The following is an 18,955-nucleotide window of genomic DNA, read 5'->3' as shown; positions in this document are numbered from 1 at the left end:
GCAGTTCTATGGCAGTGGATCGTGATAAGCGGACAGCAGCCGGGCTCTCGTGAACAGCGCCGGTTGGTGGGTCCCGGGCATCGGTGAGCGGATATCGGTCGCGGCCAGTCGGGGATTCGGGCGAGAGTTCGGGACCGGTGCGGTTCAGTTGCGAGTTTCGGCGGGAGGTGGGGTGGCCGAGCGGTGTACCGCGAGTTGGATTTCCAGGAGTAGGCGGTCGGGGGCGGAGTCCAGGTCCAGGCCCATGAGTTGGGTGGCGCGGCGGACGCGGTAGCGCAGGGTGTTGGGGTGGATGCTGAGATCCGTTGCGGCCGTGCGGACATCGCCGTGGCGGGCGAGGTAGGCGTCCAGGCTGGCGAGTAGGTCGGCGGAGTATTTCGCGTCGTATGCCACGAGGGTGTCCAGGCGGGGGTCGCGGAGTTGGGGCTGATCGGCGATCAGGGTGAGGATTTCGGCGAGCAGGACCGTGGTGCGGGAGTGGGCCAGGGTGGTGACGGTGTCGGCGTCGGGGAGGTCGGCGGTGCGGTCCAGCACCCGGTCGACCTCGGCGCGGGCGCGGGCGGCGTCGGCCAGGCCGTCCACAGGGGAGGCGATGGCGGCGCGCAGGCGCAGGCCGGATCGGTCGGCGAGCTGTTCGATGACCTGTCTGGTCCAGGACGTCACCCGATCGGCCGAATGATGCTCGGGGAACAGCACATACAGCCGATCGCCGATCACCGTGGTGACGCAGTCTTGCCGAAAGGCGCTGGCGTGCAGGCGAAGTGTGACCGCGCCGCGGTGTACGGCGTCGTGGGTGCGGTGGGCCGGTTCGGGCTCGTCGGTGTGCCGGGCGAAGCCGACCACCGCCGCGCGCCCGTCCGCCGCGACGCCGAACGTCTCGGCGAAGGCGGCCACGTCGACGTCGCCGCCGTGCGCGCCGAACAGCCGCTGGATCAGCAGCGCGTCGGTGGTCGGCGCGTGCCGGGTGCGCCAGATGACCCGTGCGGCAATGGAAGCCGCGCCGCGCAGCACGCGGGGACTGTCCGAACGCAGCGGTTCCGCGCCCTCCTGCACCCAGATGGTGCCCAGTACCGTGCGCGGGCGGATGCCCGGCACGCCCGGCTCGCGGATGCCGATCGCGATGCGGCGCTTGGTTTCCCACTCCAGCTGGGCCGGAACCTCCACGGTGTCACCGGTGTTGCGCAGCCGGTCGAAGATGCCCTCGCGCTGCAACCAGTGCAGGTAGCCCGGCGGCCCCTGACGGCCCAGTACCGACAGCCGCCGCACCGCGTCGGCGCAGGCGCTGCTGTCGGCCGAATAGGCCAGCACCCGGGACTGGTCGTCCTCGATGGTGACCAGTCCGTGCGTGGATTCGGCCACCGAGGCCGCGAGCCCGAACAGATCGGTGTCCAGTGCCGGGGTGGCGGTCACCGTCAGCGGGCCGCCGCCCTGTCCGATGATCCGCCCGACGAGCGCGTGCACCATCTCCCAGCGGGCGTGCGGATGCACCGCGATCAGCGCGAGTCCGGCCGCGCGGGCGGCCTCGCGCAGCTCCTCGGCTCCCTTGGAGAACAGTGCGCGCGGGCGATACCGCGCCGGACAGTGCCGGGTGAGCTCGCGCAGCCAGTGCGCCGCGTCGGCGTCGGAGACTCCGACCTGGAGATACAGCTCCGGCAACGGCTGGGCGGGGGCCGCCTCGGGGACCGGGTCGTCCGGATCCAGGAAGGCCACCGAGCCGACCATCACGTCATCGCCCTCTGGCGTGTCCACCAGCGTGACGACCGAGCTGGTCAGCGCCGACAGCAGCTCCGAGAGCGGTATGAACTGATTCACACTCTTCATTCAATCCGACCAAAACTCATCCCGCAATTCGTCCGATGGAACAAGTCGTGACCGGTCTCGTCGGTGTTTATTTCCTGCTATGGACGCGATCACCACGGTCCCCGCACCGACCAACGAACCCGTGCACTCCTATGCGCCCGGCACCCCCGAACGCGCACGCCTGCGCGCCGCTCTGAACGAGCTGGCCGCCCACCCCACCGAGATCTGCCACGTGATCGACGGGCGCCACCGGCCCGGCACCGGAGCCGCGGTGGATGTGGTGCAGCCGCACCGGCACGCCGAGGTGCTGGGCACCCTGCACCTGGCCGAGCCGGACGAGGCCCGCGACGCCGTGGCCGCCGCCACCGACGCCGCGTCCGCTTGGCGCGCACTGCCTTTCGACGAACGCGCCGCGGTCTTCCTGCGCGCGGCGGATCTGCTGGCAGGCCCGTGGCGGGAGCGGATCGCCGCGGCGACCATGCTCGGCCAGTCCAAGACCTGCTATCAGGCCGAGATCGACGCACCCTGCGAACTGGTCGACTTCTGGCGGTTCAACGTGCATTTCGCCCGCGAGATCCTGGCCGGTCAGCCGGTTTCCGCGCCGGGGGTGTGGAACCGCACCGACTATCGCCCGCTGGAGGGTTTCGTCTACGCGATCACCCCGTTCAACTTCAGCGCGATCGCGGGCAATCTGCCGACCGCGCCCGCCCTGATGGGCAATACCGTGATCTGGAAGCCCTCGCCGACCCAGGCGGTGGCGGCCTATCACACGATGTGCCTGCTCGAGGCGGCCGGACTGCCGCCCGGGGTGATCAATCTGGTGCACGGCAACGGGCCCGAGGTGTCCGAGGTGGTGCTGGCCGATCCGCGGCTGGCGGGCATCCATTTCACCGGTTCCACGCGCACCTTCCAGCGGCTGTGGCGGGAGGTGGGTAGTCGGATCGATACCTATCGCGGCTATCCGCGGCTGGTGGGGGAGACCGGCGGTAAGGATTTCGTGCTCGCGCACCCCTCGGCCGATCCGGAGGTGCTCAGGACCGCGCTGATCCGCGGCGCGTACGAGTACCAGGGGCAGAAGTGTTCGGCGGCCTCGCGTGCGTTCGTCCCGCGTTCGGTGTGGTCGCGGATGGGCGCGGAGCTGATCGACGAGGTGAACGCGCTGCGGTACGGCGACGTCACCGATTTCACGAATTTCGGTGGGGCGGTGATCGATCGGCGTGCGTTCGACCGGCTCGCAGGTGTGCTGGATCGCGCGAAGTCGACCGCGAGCCTGACCGTCGCGGCGGGCGGCACGTGCGACGACAGCGTCGGCTATTTCGTCGCCCCGACCCTGCTGCTCGGTGACGATCCCGGTGACGACGCCTTCCGGAGCGAGTATTTCGGCCCGGTGCTGTCGGTGCACGTCTACGACGATGCCCGGCCCGGTGCGTTCGAGGACGCGCTGGATCTGGTCGACTCGGGTTCGCCCTACGCACTGACCGGCGCGGTCATCGCCCGGGATCGCCACGCCATCGAGAAGGCCGGGGCCGCACTGCGTTTCGCGGCCGGGAACTTCTATCTCAACGACAAGCCGACCGGCGCGGTGGTCGGTCAGCAGCCGTTCGGCGGCGCGCGGGCCTCGGGGACGGACGACAAGGCCGGATCCCCGCTCAATCTGCTGCGGTGGACCTCGCCGCGGTCGATCAAGGAGACCTTCGTTCCGGCGACCGCGCACGAATATCCGCATCAGGCCAGCGAATCCGGGGAATCGAGATGAGCGCGGTGCACACCGAACCGACCCAGCCCGCCGAGTCCGCGGCGCACCACCGGCCCACCTGGGCTCCGGGTAATCCGCTGCGGCCCGCGCTGCTGGCCGTGGCCCGATCGGCTCGCGCCGAACGCGGTATCACCCGGATGCCGGTGACCAGGCGGATCGTCGACCGTTTCGTCGCGGGCGAGTCCCGGGACGCGGCGCTCGGGACTGTGCGAGAGTTGTTGCGGCAGAACCGCTTCGTCACGATCGACTACCTGGGCGAGGACACCGTCGATCCCGCGCAGGCCGACCTGGTGGTGCGCGAGTACCTGCGCCTGCTCGAACCCCTGGCGAAGTTGCCGCGCGAGGCCGCGGATGCCCCACGCCCGCTGGAGGTTTCGGTGAAACTCTCCGCGCTCGGACAGGCCCTCGGCCGCGACGGCGACGCGGTGGCGCTGCGCAATGCCCGCACGATCGCCGAAGCCGCTGCGGCAGCGGGGATCTGGATGACCGTCGACGCCGAGGATCACGCCTCCACCGAGGCGCGGCTGGCGATCGTGCGCGCGCTGCGCCGGGACCATCCCGAGACGGTGGGCACCGTGTTGCAGGCGTATCTGCGCCGGACCGAAGCCGATTGCGCGGCGTTCGCGCAGGAGGGCGCGCGCATCCGGCTCTGCAAGGGCGCCTACGACGAGCCGGAGCCGGTGGCGTTCCGGCGCAAGCGCGAGGTCGATGCCTCCTATCTGCGCTGTCTGCGAATTCTGATGTGGGGCAAGGGATATCCGATGGTCGCCACGCACGATCCGGTCATGATCGAGGCCGCCGCGCTGTTGGCGACGGCGACCTCGCGCGGGCGTGCGGACTTCGAATTCCAGATGCTGTACGGGATCCGTCCCGCCGAGCAGGAGCGGCTGATCGGCCTGGGCCAGCATCTGCGGGTGTACGTCCCGTTCGGCGATCAGTGGTACGGGTACTTCGTCCGCAGGCTGGCCGAGCGACCGGCGAACCTGCTGTTCTTCCTGCGTTCGGCGCTGCCCGAGATCTGAGGCATTATTACTGGACCGTTAAATAGTGGTATGTACCACTGAAAGATGGCAGATGGTGATACAGTTCATGACGAGGTAGCGAACGACCGGGTCGGCTTCCATGAGGGGGAAGCCGAACCGGCCCACCTCGAAGATCTTCCCCAGCCCGATCGGCGGGGAAGTGTAGTGCTGCTCGGCGGGTGTTGCCGCTAGTGACGCCAACTGGTCACATCCGCCGAGCGGCGTACCCGACCACATCGGGGCTGTTCCGGGGCGCTCGCGTAGCATGACCCGGTTCGACCGACGTGATGAGGGAAAACCGTGACCGATCCTGCGCCCGCCGCCTCGCGGCCGTCCGACGAGAGCTCCGCTCCCGCCACGCCATCCGCCGCATCGCCGGCTGCTACGCCGGAGCGTCCGTCGGGTTCGGGCCGGACCATCGCGATCGCGAGCTTCATCGGCACCGCGATCGAGTTCTACGACTACTACATCTACGGCACCGCCGCGGCGCTGGTGCTGAACAAGCTGTTCTTCCCCGCGCTGTCGCCGGTCGCGGGCACGCTGGCCTCGCTGGCCACCTTCGCCATCGGATTCATCGCCCGTCCGGTGGGCGCGATCGTGTTCGGGCACTTCGGTGATCGCATCGGGCGCAAGGCCACGCTGGTGGTCTCGCTGCTGCTGATGGGGTTGTCCACCGCGTTCGTCGGACTGCTGCCCGGATATTCGAGTATCGGGGTGGCCGCGCCGATCTTGCTGGTGGTGCTGCGGGTGTTGCAGGGCATCGGGCTGGGCGGCGAATGGGGCGGCGCCGCACTGCTTTCCACCGAATACGCGCCGAAGAGCAGGCGCGGTCTTTATGCGGCCGCGCCTCAAATGGGTTCTCCCATCGGCTTCTTCGCCGCGACCGGGGTGTATTGGGCGCTGTCGGAAGGACTTCCGAAGGACGCGTTCGAGTCGTGGGGCTGGCGGGTGCCGTTCCTGCTGTCCTTCCTGCTGGTGGCGGTCGGATTGCGAATCCGGTTGCGGGTGGCCGAGACTCCGGCGTTCGCGAAACTGCTGGCGAGCAGGAACGCGGTGCGGGTGCCGACGCTCGAGGTGATCCGGCGCTACCCCAAGCAGCTGCTGCTGGGCGCGGGCGCGATCGTGGTGGTGTACGTGATGTTCTACACCGCGTCGACCTACTGCCTCACCTACACCACGAAAACCCTTGGCGTGCCCCGTAATACGATGCTCGGCCTGACGTTGATCGCGATCACGGTACTGGGCGTGACCACCTTCGTGGTGGCGCGGCAGTCCGATCTGCTGGGGCGGCGCAAGCTGCTGCTGGGCGGCGCGGTCTTCAGCCTGGCGTGGAGTCTGGTGATGTTCCCGCTGCTGAACACCCGCAATCCGATCCTCATCGCGATCAGCCTGTCCGGTGCGCTGCTGTGCATGGGCATCGGCTGGGGTCCGCTGGGCGCGTACCTGCCCGAACTGTTCGGCACCGATGTGCGGTATTCGGGGGCGGGCATCGCCTACAACCTCGGTGGCGTGCTGGGCGGCGGCGTGGCCCCGCTGATCGTCGCGCAACTCGGCCAGACCCGCGGCACCACCGCGGTCGGTTTCTTCATGGCCGCGATGGCGGTGATCTCACTGCTGTCGCTGTTGGCGCTGCCCGAAACGCGACATCGGAAACTGAGCGAGGTGTAGTTCCAGCGAACTACCGGCTCGGCCTTCGCGACACGCGGGCTTGACGAAGAGTACCCGCATCGCCGCAGATCAATCCGTTTCGGCTCGGAATCCTCGCCTTCGGTTACAGGGGAGCCCTTGTGTGATGGATGGGACATACGGTACAACAGCTATGTTAGGGCAACCCTGATGCTCTAGTTGAGCTTCGTGTTCCACCCGATCTCCCTCCTGTTCGACCCCAGCTGAGAACAACGCACTACCAGGCATGTGGTCCCGGCCGAGATGCCCGTGGGGAAGCGGTCATCCGAGAGCTCTTCGTCTGTGCCGATCGGTCGCCGGGGCACTGGCCTCGGTGGCGTCTGCACCCCGAAGGGCGAGACCATGGCAAGTACGGCATCGCGTGGCAGATCGACCCGGCAGTTGACCGGCACCCTGATGGGATTGCTGGTCGCGGCCGCGGTCGCCGGGACGGTTCCGGCCGGTACGGCCGGGGCGGATCCCGGCATACCCCTCATCGCGAACAGCGGCAGCGCCGAATCCGGCAGCGCCTCGGACCCCGTCGCGGGCGGCACGGGCAGCGCCTCGTCGGGTTCGGGCAGCGGCTCGGCGTCGGGCAGCGCGACCGGCTCGGCGAACGCCGGTATCGCCAGCCCGCGCGCGATGCTGGCGCTGTCCATCGCGCAATCCCAGGCCGGTAAGCCCTACCAGTGGGGCGCGACCGGGCCGAACTCCTACGACTGCTCCGGCCTGGTGCAGTGGGCGTACCGCTGGGTCGGCATCTTCCTGCCCCGCACCACCTGGCAGCAGGCGCGCGCGGGAAGTCCGGTGCCGCTCAGCGCGATTCGGCCCGGCGACGTCGTGGTGCTCAACGCCGACGGCTCGCACGAGGGCATCTACGTCGGCAACGGCACGGTGCTGAACGCCTACGACTACGGCGTCGGGGTGGTGTACTCGCCGCTGAGCAAGTTCAAGATCTACGCGATCCGGCGGTTCTTCTGAGCGACCCGCCGGGGCTCAGTCGGTGACGAGCTGACGCAGCAGCGGACCGTACTGCGGGTGGTTCAGCGCCGAGGCGAACTGGGCGGTGAGGTAGTCCGCCGGGTTGCCGGTGTCGTACCAGCGGCCGCGGATCACCTGGCCGTAGGCGGCGTTCGAACCGGCGAAGGCGTTGATCGCGTCGGTGAGGTACACCTCGCCGGTGCGATGCGAGTACCACTCGGCGACCTGCTTGTCGAGTTCGGCGATGATGCCCGGGGTGACCACGTAACCGCCCACCGCGGCGAACGAGGACGGCGCGTCCTCGGGTTTGGGCTTCTCGACCAGTCCGGTGATGCGCATCAGGCCGTTGTCGAAGGTCTCCTCGACCACCGGCACCCCGTACCGCCCGGACTCGGCCGGTTCCATCGGCATCAGTGCCAGCACCGGGGATTTGGTCTTGTTGTAGGCGTCGATCAGCTGCTGGGCGCGCGGGATCTCGGCGACGAAGACGTCGTCGGGCCACAGCACCAGCATCGGCTCGTCGCCGAGGTTGCGCGCGGCGTTCAGCACCGGAGTGCCGTTGCCGTAGGGGCCGTGCTGGTCGAGATACGTGATGTGACCGAGGCGGCCCAGCTCGCCGACCTCCTCCACCGCGTCGGCGTAGGCGGACTTGCCGTCGGCGCGCAGCTGCGCGACCAGCGCGGGATTCGGGCGGAAGTGGTCCTGTATCAACGACTTTCCGGCGCTCACCACGATGGTGATGTCGGTGATACCGGAGGCCACCAGCTCACGGACGGTGTGCTCGATGACCGGCTTGTCGCCGACCGGTAGCATCTCCTTCGGGATGGCCTTGGTCAGCGGCAGCAGGCGCGAGCCGATACCGGCGGCGGGGATCACGGCCTTGCGGATAGTCATGATTCGATCATCACATAAAGCTACGGCCGAACATGTCGGTAGCCGAGCGTAGATTTCCCGGTATGACCACCCACTCCGACCCGGCTATGACACGGCTTTTTGCTGGTCAACCCGCATCTTCCGGGGTCGTCGGCGAGAGTGGACGCCAGCGTGGGCCGGGGGCGATCGCGCAGGAACCCGACAGCAATTTCACCGGTGCGGCGCAGGAAGTCGAGCCGGTGGCCCGGCGCTGGGTGCTGCACATCGATATGGATGCCTTCTTCGCCTCGGTCGAACAGCTCACCCGGCCCACGCTGCGGGGCCGCCCGGTGCTGGTCGGTGGTACCGGTGCGCGCGGGGTGGTGGCCGGAGCCAGTTACGAGGCAAGAGTTTTCGGGGCGCGCTCGGCGATGCCGATGCATCAGGCGCGGCGGCTGATCGGGGTGACCGCGGTGGTGGTGCCGCCGCGCGGGGTGGTGTACGGGGAGGTGAGCGGGCAGGTCTTCGAGACGTTGCGCTCGCGCATTCCGGTGCTCGAGACGCTGTCCTTCGACGAGGCGTTCGGTGAGCCCGCGGAATTGGCCGGCACCACCGCGCACGAGGTGCTGGAGTTCTGCGAGTCGCTGCGGCGGCTGGTGCGCGAACGCACCGGACTGGTCGCCTCGGTCGGCGCGGGCACCGGTAAGCAGCTCGCCAAGATCGCCTCGGGTCTGGCCAAACCCGATGGGGTGCGGGTGATTTCGCCGCGCGAGCAGGGGGAGTTGCTGGCCGCGCTGCCGGTGCGCAAGCTGTGGGGGGTGGGGCCGGTGGCGGGCAGCCGGTTGCGGTCGGTCGGTATCGAGACCGTCGGGGCGTTCGCGGCGCTGCCGGAGTCCGAGGCGGTGTCGCTGCTGGGCGGCAGTGTGGGCGCGGCGCTGCATCGGCTCGCCCGCGGACTGGACGATCGCCCGGTCGCCGAGCGGGCCGAGGCCAAACAGATCAGTGCCGAAACCACCTACGAGAGCGATATCGCCACGCTCGGGCAGTTGCGTCCGGCGATCGAGGAGATGGCCGCCGCCGCGCACCGCCGGCTGTTGCGCGACGGGCGGGCCGCGCGCACCGTGGTACTCAAACTCAAGAAGGCCGATATGAGCATCGTGACGCGCTCGTTCACGCTGCCGTACGCGACCGAGGATCCGGCCACTCTCACCGCCGCCGCACTGCGTTCGGCGCTCGACCCGGCCCGGATCGGCCCGATCCGCTTGGTCGGCGTCGGCTTCGGCGGCCTGTCGGCGGTGCGGCAGGAATCGCTGTTCCCGGAACTGGATCAGGCGACCGAACCGCGCGAGAACACCGAACTGGACGAATTCGTCGCACCCGAGCCGACGGTCACCCTGGCCACCGACACGCCGGGCGCACCCGACGCGCCGGTGCCGCCCGCGACCCGCTCCTACACCACCGAATATTTCTATCCCGGACGCGATGTGACCCATCGCGAACACGGCCACGGTTGGGTGCAGGGCAGCGGACACGGCCGTGTCACAGTGCGTTTCGAGACGCGCTCGACCGGGCCCGGCCCGACGCGCACCTTCGCCGCCGACGATCCGGATCTCGGTCCGGCCGATCCGCTCCTTAGTCTTCTTTGAAACTCTGCGGGTACCGTGAGGCCACTCGGGCAACCTCACCGGTGGGGTGAGTAGTTGTCACGGAGCACGCAAGAGACCAACTCGAAGGTAAAGGACGAGCATTGAAGCTTCAGAGGACTGGACGTATCGCGGTTGCCGCACTGGCCGTGGTGGCCGCGCTCGGCATGTCGGCCTGCGGTAGCGGTGACAAGCACTCGAGCTCCAAGGCCAAGACGACGACGAGTGCTGCCGCCGCGACCAGCACCAGCTACCCGGCGGTGCCGACGGTGGCGCAGCTGAACCAGGAACTGACCCAGACGCTCGACCCGAGCGTGCCTTCCTCGCAGAAGGTGCAGTACCTGGAGGACGGCGCGGCGGCGTTGCAGAAGGACCCGGAGATGATCAACAAGCTCATCACCGCCTACAAGCAGAACAACGCCAAGATCTCGGTGACCTCGGTCAGCTACCTGGGCGGCCCGACCCTGACCGCGAACGCGAACTTCTCGGTCAACGGCGGTCAGAACAACGTGGCCACCGTGCCGTTCGTCGCGCAGGACGGCAAGTGGAAGCTGCAGAAGCAGTGGGCGTGCAGCGGTTTGCAGAACCTGAACCAGACCTCGCCCGCTTGCAGCTGAGCGACGTCGTCGGGGCCGGTATCCGTACGGATACCGGCCCCGGCTGTTTTCGGCCGTGGATTCTAAGCGCAGACTGAGAATCGTCAAGCGATTTCGTCGGTTGCGAAGCGGTGACGCTAACATCTGCCTCCGTGACAGACACGATGGTGCGGGCGGATGAGGCGCCCGCGGCAGGTGAAGACCCCGGTATCGCACGACCCGGCAGGCAGTGGGCCAAGCCGGTGGCCTTCATCGCAGGTCTGCTCGGCGCGTTGTTCGCGATCGCCGTACCGTTGCTGCCGGTGCGGGTGGATCACACCACTGTGGCTTGGCCGCAACAGGATTCGCCGCGCGGCATCACCGCGCCACTGGTCGGCTACGCGCCGCTGACGTTCGACGCGTCGATTCCCTGCACGGCGACAAGGCAATTGGCCGCGCACGGCGGCGTGATCAGCTCGACGTTGCCCGCCGGTGCGCCGGATCTGGAACGTTACGGCTTTGTCGCACGGGTGAATCCGGCGCATGCCGGGCAGTCCGCGCGGTTCGAGGCGGTATTGCGCAATCAGTCGCTGCTGAGCGTGCCGCTGCGCGAGCTCGGCGACTGCACGTTCACGGTTCATGCCGATATCTCTTCCGCCACAGCGACTCTCGCCGGTTCGACGGTGAATCCCGTGACGTTGACCGGGGATTGGCGGCCGCAGCTGGTCGGGATCTTCAGCGAGCTGAAGACCACCGGAGGCGCGCACGTCACCGCGCAGGTGGACAGCCGGTTCTCGGTGGTGCCGACCTTCCTCAAGCGCGCGGCGACGATCCTGGCGATCGTGTGCACGCTGATCGCACTGGTGGCGCTGTATCGGCTCGACACCTTGGACGGGCGGCGGATCCGGCGGGTGCTGGCGCGGCGCTGGTGGACGTTCGGGCTGGTGGACGGGGTCGTCTTCGCGACGTTGGCGGTCTGGTACTTCATCGGCTCGACCACCTCCGACGACGGCTACCAGTTCGGCATGGCCCGGGTCTCACTGGTGTCGGGCTATATGGCGAACTACTTCCGGTACTGGGGTGTGCCCGAAACACCGGTCGGCACACCGTGGTTCGATCTGCTGGCGCGGATGTCGGAGCTGAGTACCGCGAGTCCGTGGATGCGGCTGCCCACGCTGCTGGCCGGGGTGCTGTCCTGGTTGCTGATCAGCCGGGAGGTGATTCCGCGTTTCGGGGCGGCCCTGCGGCACGATCGGGTGGTGCGCTGGACCGGGGCGCTGGGATTCCTCGCGGTCTGGCTGCCGTTCAACAACGGGTTGCGGCCCGAACCCGTTGTGGCGGTGAGCGTGCTGCTCACCTGGTGTCTGGTGGAGCGGTCGATCGCGGTGCGGCGGCTGCTGCCGTATGCGCTGGCGATCATCGTCGCCGCGTTCGCGTGCACCGCGAATCCCTCGGGCCTGATCTGTTTCGCGCCGCTGCTGGCCGGGCTGCGGCCGGTGTGGCGGCTGGGCGTGACGCGGGCTCGCGCGCTGACCGGAGCCGCCGACGGGGCGAAGGTGACGTGGTGGGCGTGGATTCGCGCCTACGGCGCGCTGCTGGCGCCGCTGGCCGGGGCCGGGACGTTGATCGTGGCGGTGGCGTTCTCGGTGCTGCCGATCTCGGACATGTTCGAGACCAATCGGGTGCATCAGATCGCCGGACCGGCCTCGCCCTGGTACGACGAATATCTGAGCTATCAGTGGCTGTTCATGCCCAACGCCGACGGTTCGATCGGACGCCGGTTCGGCATCGTCGCGATGTGGCTGGGGCTGCTGGTGTGCGCATTCGTGTTGTTGCGCAAGGGCGGTCGGATTCCGGGCACCACCGCCGGGCCGACCAAGCGGCTGCTGGGCCTCACCTTCGGCGCGATGCTGCTGCTGGCGCTGTCGCCGACGAAGTTCACCCATCACGACGGGGTATACGCCGGGCTGGCCGGATCGATCGCGGCGCTCACGGCGGTCGCGGTGGGCCCGCGGGTGCTGCGTTCGCCGCGGAATCGGGCGTTGTTCGCGGCGGTGGTGGCGCTGGTGCTGGCGCAGGTGTTCACCAGTATCAACCAGTGGTGGTACGTCTCGAGTCTCGGGATTCCGTGGAACGACAAGCCGCCGTCGGTGCACGGCTTCCTGGTCGAGAAGGTGTTCGTCGCGATCGCGGCGGTCTGTCTGGCGCTGGCCGCGTGGTGGCATGTGCGGGCGCCGGAACCCGGTACCCCGCACCGGATTTCGCCGCGCGCGTGGAAACTGGCGAAGATTCCGCCGCTGACCGTCGCTGCCGCGATCCTGGTGCTGTTCGAGGTGGCCTCGTTCGCCAAGGGGGCGGTGGCCCAGTATCCGGGCTTCTCGCTGGCTTCCTCGAATGTGAAGGCGGTCCTGGGTGAGCCGTGCGGCCTGGCGAACGACGTCCTGGTCGAGCCGGATCCCAACGCCTCGGTGCTGACTCCGCTGACGGGCAATCGGTTCGGCGCATTCGCCAATGGCGCAACGGGATTCGTGCCGAACGGGATCGGTGACCTGAGCCCGGACGGGCACGCCGCGGCCGCGGTGAGCAGTCTGGCCACCTCGAATACGTTCAATACCAAGGCCGGTGGTGATGTCGGCACCCAAACCGGCGGCGCGCCACTGCCCTTCGGGCTGGACTCGGCCACCACACCGGAGTTGGGCACGTTCGGGCAGGCGGGTCCCTCGGATCTGACCACCGGTTGGTACCGGCTGCCCGCCGCCGGTGATCGCGGCGGCATCATCGCGATCGCCGCCGCCGGGCGCATCCGGTCGGTGGACAAGGACGGCGTCCTCACGCCGGGACAATCGGTCGAGGTCGAATACGGTGCGAGCGATTCGGCGACGGCCGCGCATCCGCTCGGCCGGGTGACGCCGATCGATATCGGGCCCGCGCCCTCGTGGCGGAATCTGCGGGTGCCGCTGGCCGAGATTCCCGCGCAGGCCGATGTCGTGCGCATCGTCGCGAGCGCGCACAGCCTCGATCCGAGTCAGTGGATCGCGCTGACGCCGCCCCGGGTGCCGCACACCGTCACGCTGAACGATCTGATCGGATCCTCGCAGCCGGTACTGCTGGATTGGGCTGTGGGACTGCAATTCCCGTGCCAGCGTCCGTACGACCACAAGGACGGCATCGCCCAGATTCCGGGGTGGCGCATCCTGCCCGACCGCGGCGGTGCGCACGACACCAACCTGTGGGAGAGCCACGACGGTGGTGGTCCGCTCGGCTGGAGTCAGCAGTTGCAGCGCTCCAGCACGTTGGCCACCTATCTGAAGGACAGCTGGCGTTCGGACTGGGGCGAGTTGCAGCGGCTGACCCCGATCGACCCGTCCGCGGTCCGGGCCACGCCGACCGTCACCCAGGACACCCACAACGGTCTGTGGACTCCGGGGCACATCAATACGGCCTGGTAGACGCCTCGAACGCGCCCCGCGTATGAACTCGATTCATGCGCTGGGCGGGTCCGTGCGGGCCGGTTGCCGGTGGGGCGAACCGGCCCGCGCGGATGAACTCAGTGCCAGCTGCGGCGGTAGTTGTTGTGTTTGCGGGCGGGCGGGACGTGCTGTGACCCGTAGTTGGAGAGTTTGCCGCCCGGGGACTGCTGATCGGTGCGTTTCCCGCGACGCTCGCGCCGGGAAAGCGGCACCGAAGCATCCGGATCCGGTTGTGGCAGTGGGGATTGCGCAGGCATGACGCCTCCTGGAGGTTTGTGGCCGACTCATCGCATGACGAAGTACCGGCCAGGATGGAATGCCGGAGTGCGAGAGGAACTGCGCCCCGGGGCCGGAAGCGGCGGGGGCGCGAGCGAGAACAGGCTCAGGAGAACAGTGCGATCCACATGTCGACGACCGTAACAACGAATCGCCGTGCGGCGCATCCCATTTATCGCGGCCGGGATTCCGGGGGAGTGCCGCCGGGGATCGCTACGGGCCGGAAATGCCTTGCAGGCGTTGGATCTGCGTGCCGGTGAGGGTGCGCAGCGCCGCCGGGTCGACGGGTTTCTGACCGGCGCGGGCGACCTGGACGACCGTGCTGCCGACCAGCGCGACCGTCGCCGCGGAATACAGCGTCAGGCCCTGGCTGCTGGTGCGCACCTGGAAGGAGACCGAGGCGTCCCCGGCGCGGGGTTCGTCCAGTCCGCCGACCTGATAGCTGATCGCGACGCCGTCGGCGTCGGTGCCCGAATACGATCCGCAACGGCGCAGCAGATCCTGCACGGTGGTGAATGCCTTCGCCGCCGCACTGCTGGGATAACTGGCCGCATCGATATCGATACTGTCGAAGTCGGCCGCCGAATAGTGCACCGCCCCATGGGCACTCGCGCCGGGAACCTGATCGCTCACCGCGTCCAGCACCTTCGCGCAGTCCGCCGGATCGGTGTGGGATCGGTTCGTCGAGGTGGAGGGCGGGGAGTTGGCGTCGGTGCCCGGACCGACGTCCAGCGCCTCGAATTCGGGCGGAATATCGGCCCCGGCCAACAACTTCCCCTGCAATGTCGCCGAATCAGTGAGCGGCGCGGCGGTTATCGTCGCGGGTGCGGTCGCCGCACTCACCGCTGGTAGCGAGGGGGCGTCGTGGTGCGAACTACATCCGGCCGCGAACACCGCCGCCGCCGTGAGCACGGCGCCACCGCTCCAGGTACCCGGCTTCCGTATCGCCCGTATCGCGCTCACCGGCCCCACTGCACCTGTGTGCTGATGTTCTGGTGCAGCAGGATCGCGCTGTGCGGATCCCGGTAGGACTGGCGGCCCGCGACCGTGACCGAACCCGAAACCGGTAGCGGCAGATTCAGATCCACGGTGATGGTGCCGGTGCCGCGCATGGCGTAGTCGACGATGTCGAGCCGACCGGCGTCACTCGGCAGCGACCACACCTTGGCCTTGGGCGTCTGGGTGACGTCCAGTTGGATGGTGAGCAGATCGCCCTCGCGCTTGGTGAGTGTCGCGGTGGTGACCTGATCCAGCGGGACGCCGCTGGTCACCTCCTGGTGCACGGTCCACACCGCGCCCACCCCGACCGGATCCACCGGGAAGGCGATCGACTGGTAGACGGCCTGGTAGAACGCCTGTTCCAGGGCCGCGCAGGCGGCATCGGGGGTCTCCGGCTTGGGCGCGACCCGCAGCGAGGTGATCGCACCCACATCGCTCATCTCGAAGCCCGCGTGCGATCCGTCCGCCGACTGCAACTGTTCGGCCAGGCGCGGATCCGAGGACGTGGCGTCACCGAGCGTCAGATCCACGCCGTCGCGGCCGGTCTGCGCGACGAGCGGGATGGTGACCGTCGGCGGGGAGAAATCGTGCGGGGCCTGATCGTTCATCTGCTGCTCGATGTGGTGGACGGTGTGCAGCGTGACCTCCTGGGAGTTGCCCACGGCGAACGAGCGGCGCAGCAGCGCGTGCGGTTGCGCACCCGGCTTGACCACCGTGGTCTCCACCGCCGAGATCGGCATGGTGACCTCTTTGTCCATGGTGGGCGGCTCGAGTTCGACCTCGCTGCGGACCTCGGTGACGCGGCCGCACCCGACGCCCATGGTCGACAGCGCGACAGCGAGCGCCATGAGTAACACGCCCGGACGGGCGTACCGCACGGTCGTGCGAGAGTGAGAAGACAACACCGTCACGTCAGACAGGTTACGACCGGTACCTGAAAATCTGCTTTGACGCTCGCCGCCGAGTCCGGGCCGCCCTGCCGAGCGACAGGGTGGTTTCGGTCATGGTGAATGATGGGGGCTGTGAGTATCGACCGGCCGCGCGAGCAGCACACCGACGAGCACGAGGAGCAACCCCGGGATATCGCCGCCGCCGGCGACACGCCGGTGACCGCGGGGGAGGCGGAAGCGGACGGTGCGACCGAGCCCGCGGACGAGCTCGAGGACGAATCGCCGGAGCTGCCGCGCCGCACGCTGCCGGTGCTGCTGGCATTGGCCGCGGTGGCGTTCCTGCTGGACCTGGGGACCAAGGCGCTGGTCGTCGCGAAGATGACCCCGGGCGAACCGATTTCGATCATCGGTGACGTCGTCCGGCTGACGCTGGTGCGCAATCCGGGCGCCGCGTTCTCGATGGCCACCGGGATGACCTGGCTGCTGACGTTGATCGCCGCGGCCGTGGTGATCGGGGTGATCCGGATCGGGCGGTCGCTGCGGTCGGTGGGCTGGGCGATCGGGCTGGGGCTGGTGCTCGGCGGCGCGGTGGGCAATCTGATCGATCGGCTGTTCCGCGCGCCCGGCCCGTTGCAGGGGCATGTGGTCGACTTCATCTCGGTGACGCAGTGGTGGCCGGTGTTCAACGTGGCCGACTCCTCGATCGTGTGCGGGGCGATTCTGCTGGTCGTGCTGACCATGTTCGGATTCGAGCCGGACGGCACCCGGTCGCGGCGCGCGCAGGACGGGGAGCGGGAATGAGGGAGACGCGGGCGATGCCGGTGCCCGACGGCCTGGACGGGCTGCGGGTCGATGCCGGACTGTCGCGGCTGCTCGGGCTGTCCCGGACGGCGGTGGCCGCGCTCACCGAGGAGGGTTCGGTGCAGATCGACGGGTCGCCCGCGGGCAAGTCCGATCGGCTGGCCGGCGGGGCGTGGCTCGAGGTGGAGTTCCCGGAGCCGAAGCGGGAGCTGACGGTCGAGGCCACGCCGGTGGAGGGGATGAAGATCCTCTACGCGGACGACGACATCGTCGCGGTCGACAAGCCGGTCGGGGTGGCCGCGCACACCGGGGTCGGCTGGTCCGGGCCGACGGTGGTCGGCGGGCTGGCCGCGATGGGGTACCGGATCTCGACCTCGGGCGCGCACGAGCGGCAGGGCATCGTGCACCGGCTGGACGTGGGCACCTCCGGGGTGATGGTGGTCGCGCAGTCCGAGCACGCGTACACGGTGCTGAAGCGGGCGTTCAAGCAGCGCACCATCGATAAGCGCTATCACGCACTGGTGCAGGGACATCCGGATCCGTCCAGCGGCACCATCGACGCGCCGATCGGGCGGGCGCGCGGTAACGACTGGAAGTTCGCGGTCACCGCGGACGGGCGGCCGAGCGTGACGCACTACGACACCGTGGAGGCGTTCCAGGCCGCGAGCCTGCTCGACATCCATCTGGAAACCGGTCGCACCCACCAGATCCGGGTGCACTTCTCGGCGATCCGGCATCCCTGCTGTGGTGATCTGACCTATGGCGCGGATCCGCGGCTGGCGGAGCGGCTGGGGCTGGAACGGCAATGGCTGCACGCTCGTTCGCTCGGTTTCGCGCATCCCGCCGACGGGCGCTGGGTGGAGATCACCAGTTCGTATCCGGCCGATCTGGAGCACGCCCTGGACGTTCTACGCCATGCGTGAGCGTCTGCGTATCGCCGGATTCGCCGGTGCCGCAGTCGTTCTGGTCGTGCTGATCCCGATTCTGGGCTGGGCCGGGCCGCCGCGTCCGGCGGTGATCGGAACCGACCGGCTGGGACCGGATTCGGGCGAACCGGTCGCGGATTATCTTGCGCGGGCCCGTGATTCACTCCGGGGCGACGACAGCGGCGAACACTGGGCGCTGGTGACCCTCACCGCCGGTATCGTCCCGAACGATATTCCGAAAACGGTTGCGGGCCTGCGTGTCTCGCAGGTCATCTATCACGTTCCGATCAATCACGTCTACACCCCGCCGATCACCGTCCCCACCCCCGCCGACGACACGGCCGTCATCGCCTCGGCCCGCGCGGCCGCAGGAGCCCTGGACGCCTCGGAATCCTTCGACGCCCGCACCGCCCAGACCACCGCCGTCATGGCCGCCCGCCTGCACATCCCGTGCCGCTGCGCGGTGGATCTGATCATCCGGGGCACCCTCCCCGAGCTACGCACCCTCACCACCCACCCCAACATCCGTTCCGTCGAGGCCCTCCCCCCCAACGCCTCCGCCGGAGCCTTCGCCATCTTCCCCCTGCTCCCCGAACAAACCGACACCGTCACCCCGGGCCCCGACGACGGCTCCGTCCCCGCCCGCTGACCGGGTTCGGCCCGGGTCCCGAGTGGGCTGTGTAAGGGCGAAATCCGTTGTTGCGCTAGGAGGTTTTGCGGGGGCCGGTCAGCGTGTCGATGTCGATGGTCAGCGGGAACGGCTCCGACACCGTGACCGATCCGGTCGTGCGCGGGCCGATCTGGTAGTTCTCCTCGGTGTCGAGGGTGAAGATCGTCAGTCCTGCCGGGGCGCCGTCCAGAATATCGATCACCCAGTAGTGCGCGATTCCGTTGGCGGCGTATTCGCGGGCTTTGATCGCGAAGTCGCGAACCGCCGACTCGCCCGAGGTTGCGATCTCGACGGCGAGTGCGATCTGATCGCTGCGGATACGAGTCTGCTCGTCGACCTCGACCGGGGCGACTACGACATCCGGGACGCGGCGCGGTGAGCGTCCGATGAGTTCGGCTTCGAGTTCGGAGAATGCTTCCAGCCCTTCGGGCAATTGAGCGTTCAGTTGGAGCATCAACCGAAAGATCGCACGGCTGTGCGGTGGCGCTGGGCGTGCATTCACGAGGAGGAATCCGTTCTCGATCTCGTATCGATGATCTGTGTCGACAGCCAGCGCGTCGAACTCTTCCACGCTGATCGCGCGCTCACGTGGGATCGGTGCCGTCTCGACAGTCATCGTCCGCCTCCGG

Annotated in this window: 16 protein-coding genes; 10 read left to right on the top strand and 6 right to left on the bottom strand. The window is 68.7% G+C overall.

From position 1 onward, the window contains the following. Positions 1-144: 144 nt before the first annotated feature. Positions 145-1,812, bottom strand: a complete 1,668-nt coding sequence (locus tag NRB20_RS21625) for a PucR family transcriptional regulator (RefSeq protein ID WP_319945233.1) — start codon at positions 1,810-1,812, stop codon at positions 145-147. Between the two features lie 88 nt (positions 1,813-1,900). On the opposite strand from NRB20_RS21625, the gene pruA reads away from it, so the two are divergent. From pruA to NRB20_RS21605, 4 genes are all read left to right on the top strand, one after another. Continuing rightward, positions 1,901-3,556, top strand: a complete 1,656-nt coding sequence (gene pruA, locus NRB20_RS21620) for an L-glutamate gamma-semialdehyde dehydrogenase (protein WP_153411948.1) — start codon at positions 1,901-1,903, stop codon at positions 3,554-3,556. Beyond that, on the top strand, positions 3,553-4,578 hold the full coding sequence (locus NRB20_RS21615) for a proline dehydrogenase family protein (RefSeq protein WP_153411947.1): 1,026 nt from the start codon (positions 3,553-3,555) through the stop codon (positions 4,576-4,578). Before pruA ends, NRB20_RS21615 begins: the two co-directional genes overlap by 4 nt. A gap of 300 nt (positions 4,579-4,878) precedes the next feature. After that, positions 4,879-6,246, top strand: coding sequence for an MFS transporter (locus NRB20_RS21610; protein ID WP_319945232.1), 1,368 nt, complete (start codon positions 4,879-4,881; stop codon positions 6,244-6,246). A 360-nt stretch (positions 6,247-6,606) separates the two neighbouring features. Further along, on the top strand, positions 6,607-7,224 hold the full coding sequence (locus NRB20_RS21605) for a C40 family peptidase (protein WP_153411946.1): 618 nt from the start codon (positions 6,607-6,609) through the stop codon (positions 7,222-7,224). Between the two features lie 15 nt (positions 7,225-7,239). Here the strand turns inward: NRB20_RS21605 and NRB20_RS21600 are convergent, their stop codons facing one another. Then, entirely contained in the window at positions 7,240-8,118 is an 879-nt protein-coding gene (locus tag NRB20_RS21600; protein WP_153411945.1) for a UTP--glucose-1-phosphate uridylyltransferase, read from the bottom strand. Positions 8,119-8,366: 248 nt separating this feature from the next. Between NRB20_RS21600 and NRB20_RS21595 the strand changes: the two genes are divergently transcribed. The 3 genes from NRB20_RS21595 to NRB20_RS21585 all read left to right on the top strand — a co-directional run bounded on the left by NRB20_RS21595 (position 8,367) and on the right by NRB20_RS21585 (position 13,743). Beyond that, positions 8,367-9,722 carry a DNA polymerase IV gene (locus tag NRB20_RS21595; RefSeq protein WP_406603868.1) on the top strand — a complete coding sequence of 452 codons (1,356 nt, stop codon included), beginning with the start codon at positions 8,367-8,369 and terminating at the stop codon, positions 9,720-9,722. 101 nt (positions 9,723-9,823) lie between these two features. After that, a complete protein-coding gene (locus NRB20_RS21590; RefSeq protein WP_153411944.1) occupies positions 9,824-10,336 on the top strand; it encodes a hypothetical protein in 513 nt (170 codons plus the stop codon). Between the two features lie 143 nt (positions 10,337-10,479). Beyond that, positions 10,480-13,743, top strand: a complete 3,264-nt coding sequence (locus tag NRB20_RS21585; protein ID WP_153412093.1) for an arabinosyltransferase domain-containing protein — start codon at positions 10,480-10,482, stop codon at positions 13,741-13,743. 98 nt (positions 13,744-13,841) lie between these two features. Here the strand turns inward: NRB20_RS21585 and NRB20_RS21580 are convergent, their stop codons facing one another. The 3 genes from NRB20_RS21580 to NRB20_RS21570 form a co-directional block, all read right to left on the bottom strand. Next, positions 13,842-14,021, bottom strand: a complete 180-nt coding sequence (locus tag NRB20_RS21580) for a hypothetical protein (RefSeq protein WP_153411943.1) — start codon at positions 14,019-14,021, stop codon at positions 13,842-13,844. A gap of 232 nt (positions 14,022-14,253) precedes the next feature. Next, entirely contained in the window at positions 14,254-15,003 is a 750-nt protein-coding gene (locus NRB20_RS21575) for a sensor domain-containing protein (protein WP_153411942.1), read from the bottom strand. After that, on the bottom strand, positions 15,000-15,887 hold the full coding sequence (locus NRB20_RS21570) for a hypothetical protein (protein ID WP_153411941.1): 888 nt from the start codon (positions 15,885-15,887) through the stop codon (positions 15,000-15,002). Before NRB20_RS21570 ends, NRB20_RS21575 begins: the two co-directional genes overlap by 4 nt. A gap of 165 nt (positions 15,888-16,052) precedes the next feature. On the opposite strand from NRB20_RS21570, the gene lspA reads away from it, so the two are divergent. From lspA to NRB20_RS38980, 3 genes are read left to right on the top strand one after another with little or no spacing between them, the layout of a single operon-like run. Beyond that, positions 16,053-16,730: a signal peptidase II gene (gene lspA, locus NRB20_RS21565; RefSeq protein WP_227833732.1), complete on the top strand. Its 678-nt coding sequence runs from the start codon at positions 16,053-16,055 to the stop codon at positions 16,728-16,730. After that, complete coding sequence (locus NRB20_RS21560) at positions 16,727-17,653, top strand: RluA family pseudouridine synthase (RefSeq protein WP_153411939.1); 927 nt, start codon at positions 16,727-16,729, stop codon at positions 17,651-17,653. The genes lspA and NRB20_RS21560 overlap by 4 nt, the downstream gene beginning before the upstream one ends. Continuing rightward, a complete protein-coding gene (locus NRB20_RS38980; protein WP_153411938.1) occupies positions 17,646-18,305 on the top strand; it encodes a hypothetical protein in 660 nt (219 codons plus the stop codon). Before NRB20_RS21560 ends, NRB20_RS38980 begins: the two co-directional genes overlap by 8 nt. Before the next feature lie 55 nt (positions 18,306-18,360). Here the strand turns inward: NRB20_RS38980 and NRB20_RS21550 are convergent, their stop codons facing one another. Continuing rightward, positions 18,361-18,942, bottom strand: a complete 582-nt coding sequence (locus NRB20_RS21550; protein WP_153411937.1) for a Uma2 family endonuclease — start codon at positions 18,940-18,942, stop codon at positions 18,361-18,363. Positions 18,943-18,955 lie beyond the last annotated feature (13 nt).

Source organism: Nocardia macrotermitis (assembly GCF_009604405.1).
GTDB lineage: Bacteria > Actinomycetota > Actinomycetes > Mycobacteriales > Mycobacteriaceae > Nocardia > Nocardia macrotermitis.
The sequence above is the reverse complement of the archived record's forward strand: the minus strand, read 5'-3'. Positions and strand labels throughout refer to the sequence as shown.

What these genes read in the sequence shown, in the direction of transcription:
- NRB20_RS21550 (WP_153411937.1), bottom strand. Translation starts at nt 18,942, where the DNA reads ATGACTGTCGAGACGGCACCGATCCCACGTGAGCGCGCGATCAGCGTG.
- NRB20_RS21595 (WP_406603868.1), top strand. Translation starts at nt 8,367, where the DNA reads ATGGATGCCTTCTTCGCCTCGGTCGAACAGCTCACCCGGCCCACGCTG.
- NRB20_RS38980 (WP_153411938.1), top strand. Translation starts at nt 17,646, where the DNA reads ATGCGTGAGCGTCTGCGTATCGCCGGATTCGCCGGTGCCGCAGTCGTT.
- NRB20_RS21605 (WP_153411946.1), top strand. Translation starts at nt 6,607, where the DNA reads ATGGCAAGTACGGCATCGCGTGGCAGATCGACCCGGCAGTTGACCGGC.
- NRB20_RS21600 (WP_153411945.1), bottom strand. Translation starts at nt 8,118, where the DNA reads ATGACTATCCGCAAGGCCGTGATCCCCGCCGCCGGTATCGGCTCGCGC.
- lspA (WP_227833732.1), top strand. Translation starts at nt 16,053, where the DNA reads ATGGGGGCTGTGAGTATCGACCGGCCGCGCGAGCAGCACACCGACGAG.
- NRB20_RS21570 (WP_153411941.1), bottom strand. Translation starts at nt 15,887, where the DNA reads ATGGCGCTCGCTGTCGCGCTGTCGACCATGGGCGTCGGGTGCGGCCGC.
- NRB20_RS21560 (WP_153411939.1), top strand. Translation starts at nt 16,727, where the DNA reads ATGAGGGAGACGCGGGCGATGCCGGTGCCCGACGGCCTGGACGGGCTG.
- NRB20_RS21580 (WP_153411943.1), bottom strand. Translation starts at nt 14,021, where the DNA reads ATGCCTGCGCAATCCCCACTGCCACAACCGGATCCGGATGCTTCGGTG.
- pruA (WP_153411948.1), top strand. Translation starts at nt 1,901, where the DNA reads ATGGACGCGATCACCACGGTCCCCGCACCGACCAACGAACCCGTGCAC.
- NRB20_RS21585 (WP_153412093.1), top strand. Translation starts at nt 10,480, where the DNA reads ATGGTGCGGGCGGATGAGGCGCCCGCGGCAGGTGAAGACCCCGGTATC.
- NRB20_RS21615 (WP_153411947.1), top strand. Translation starts at nt 3,553, where the DNA reads ATGAGCGCGGTGCACACCGAACCGACCCAGCCCGCCGAGTCCGCGGCG.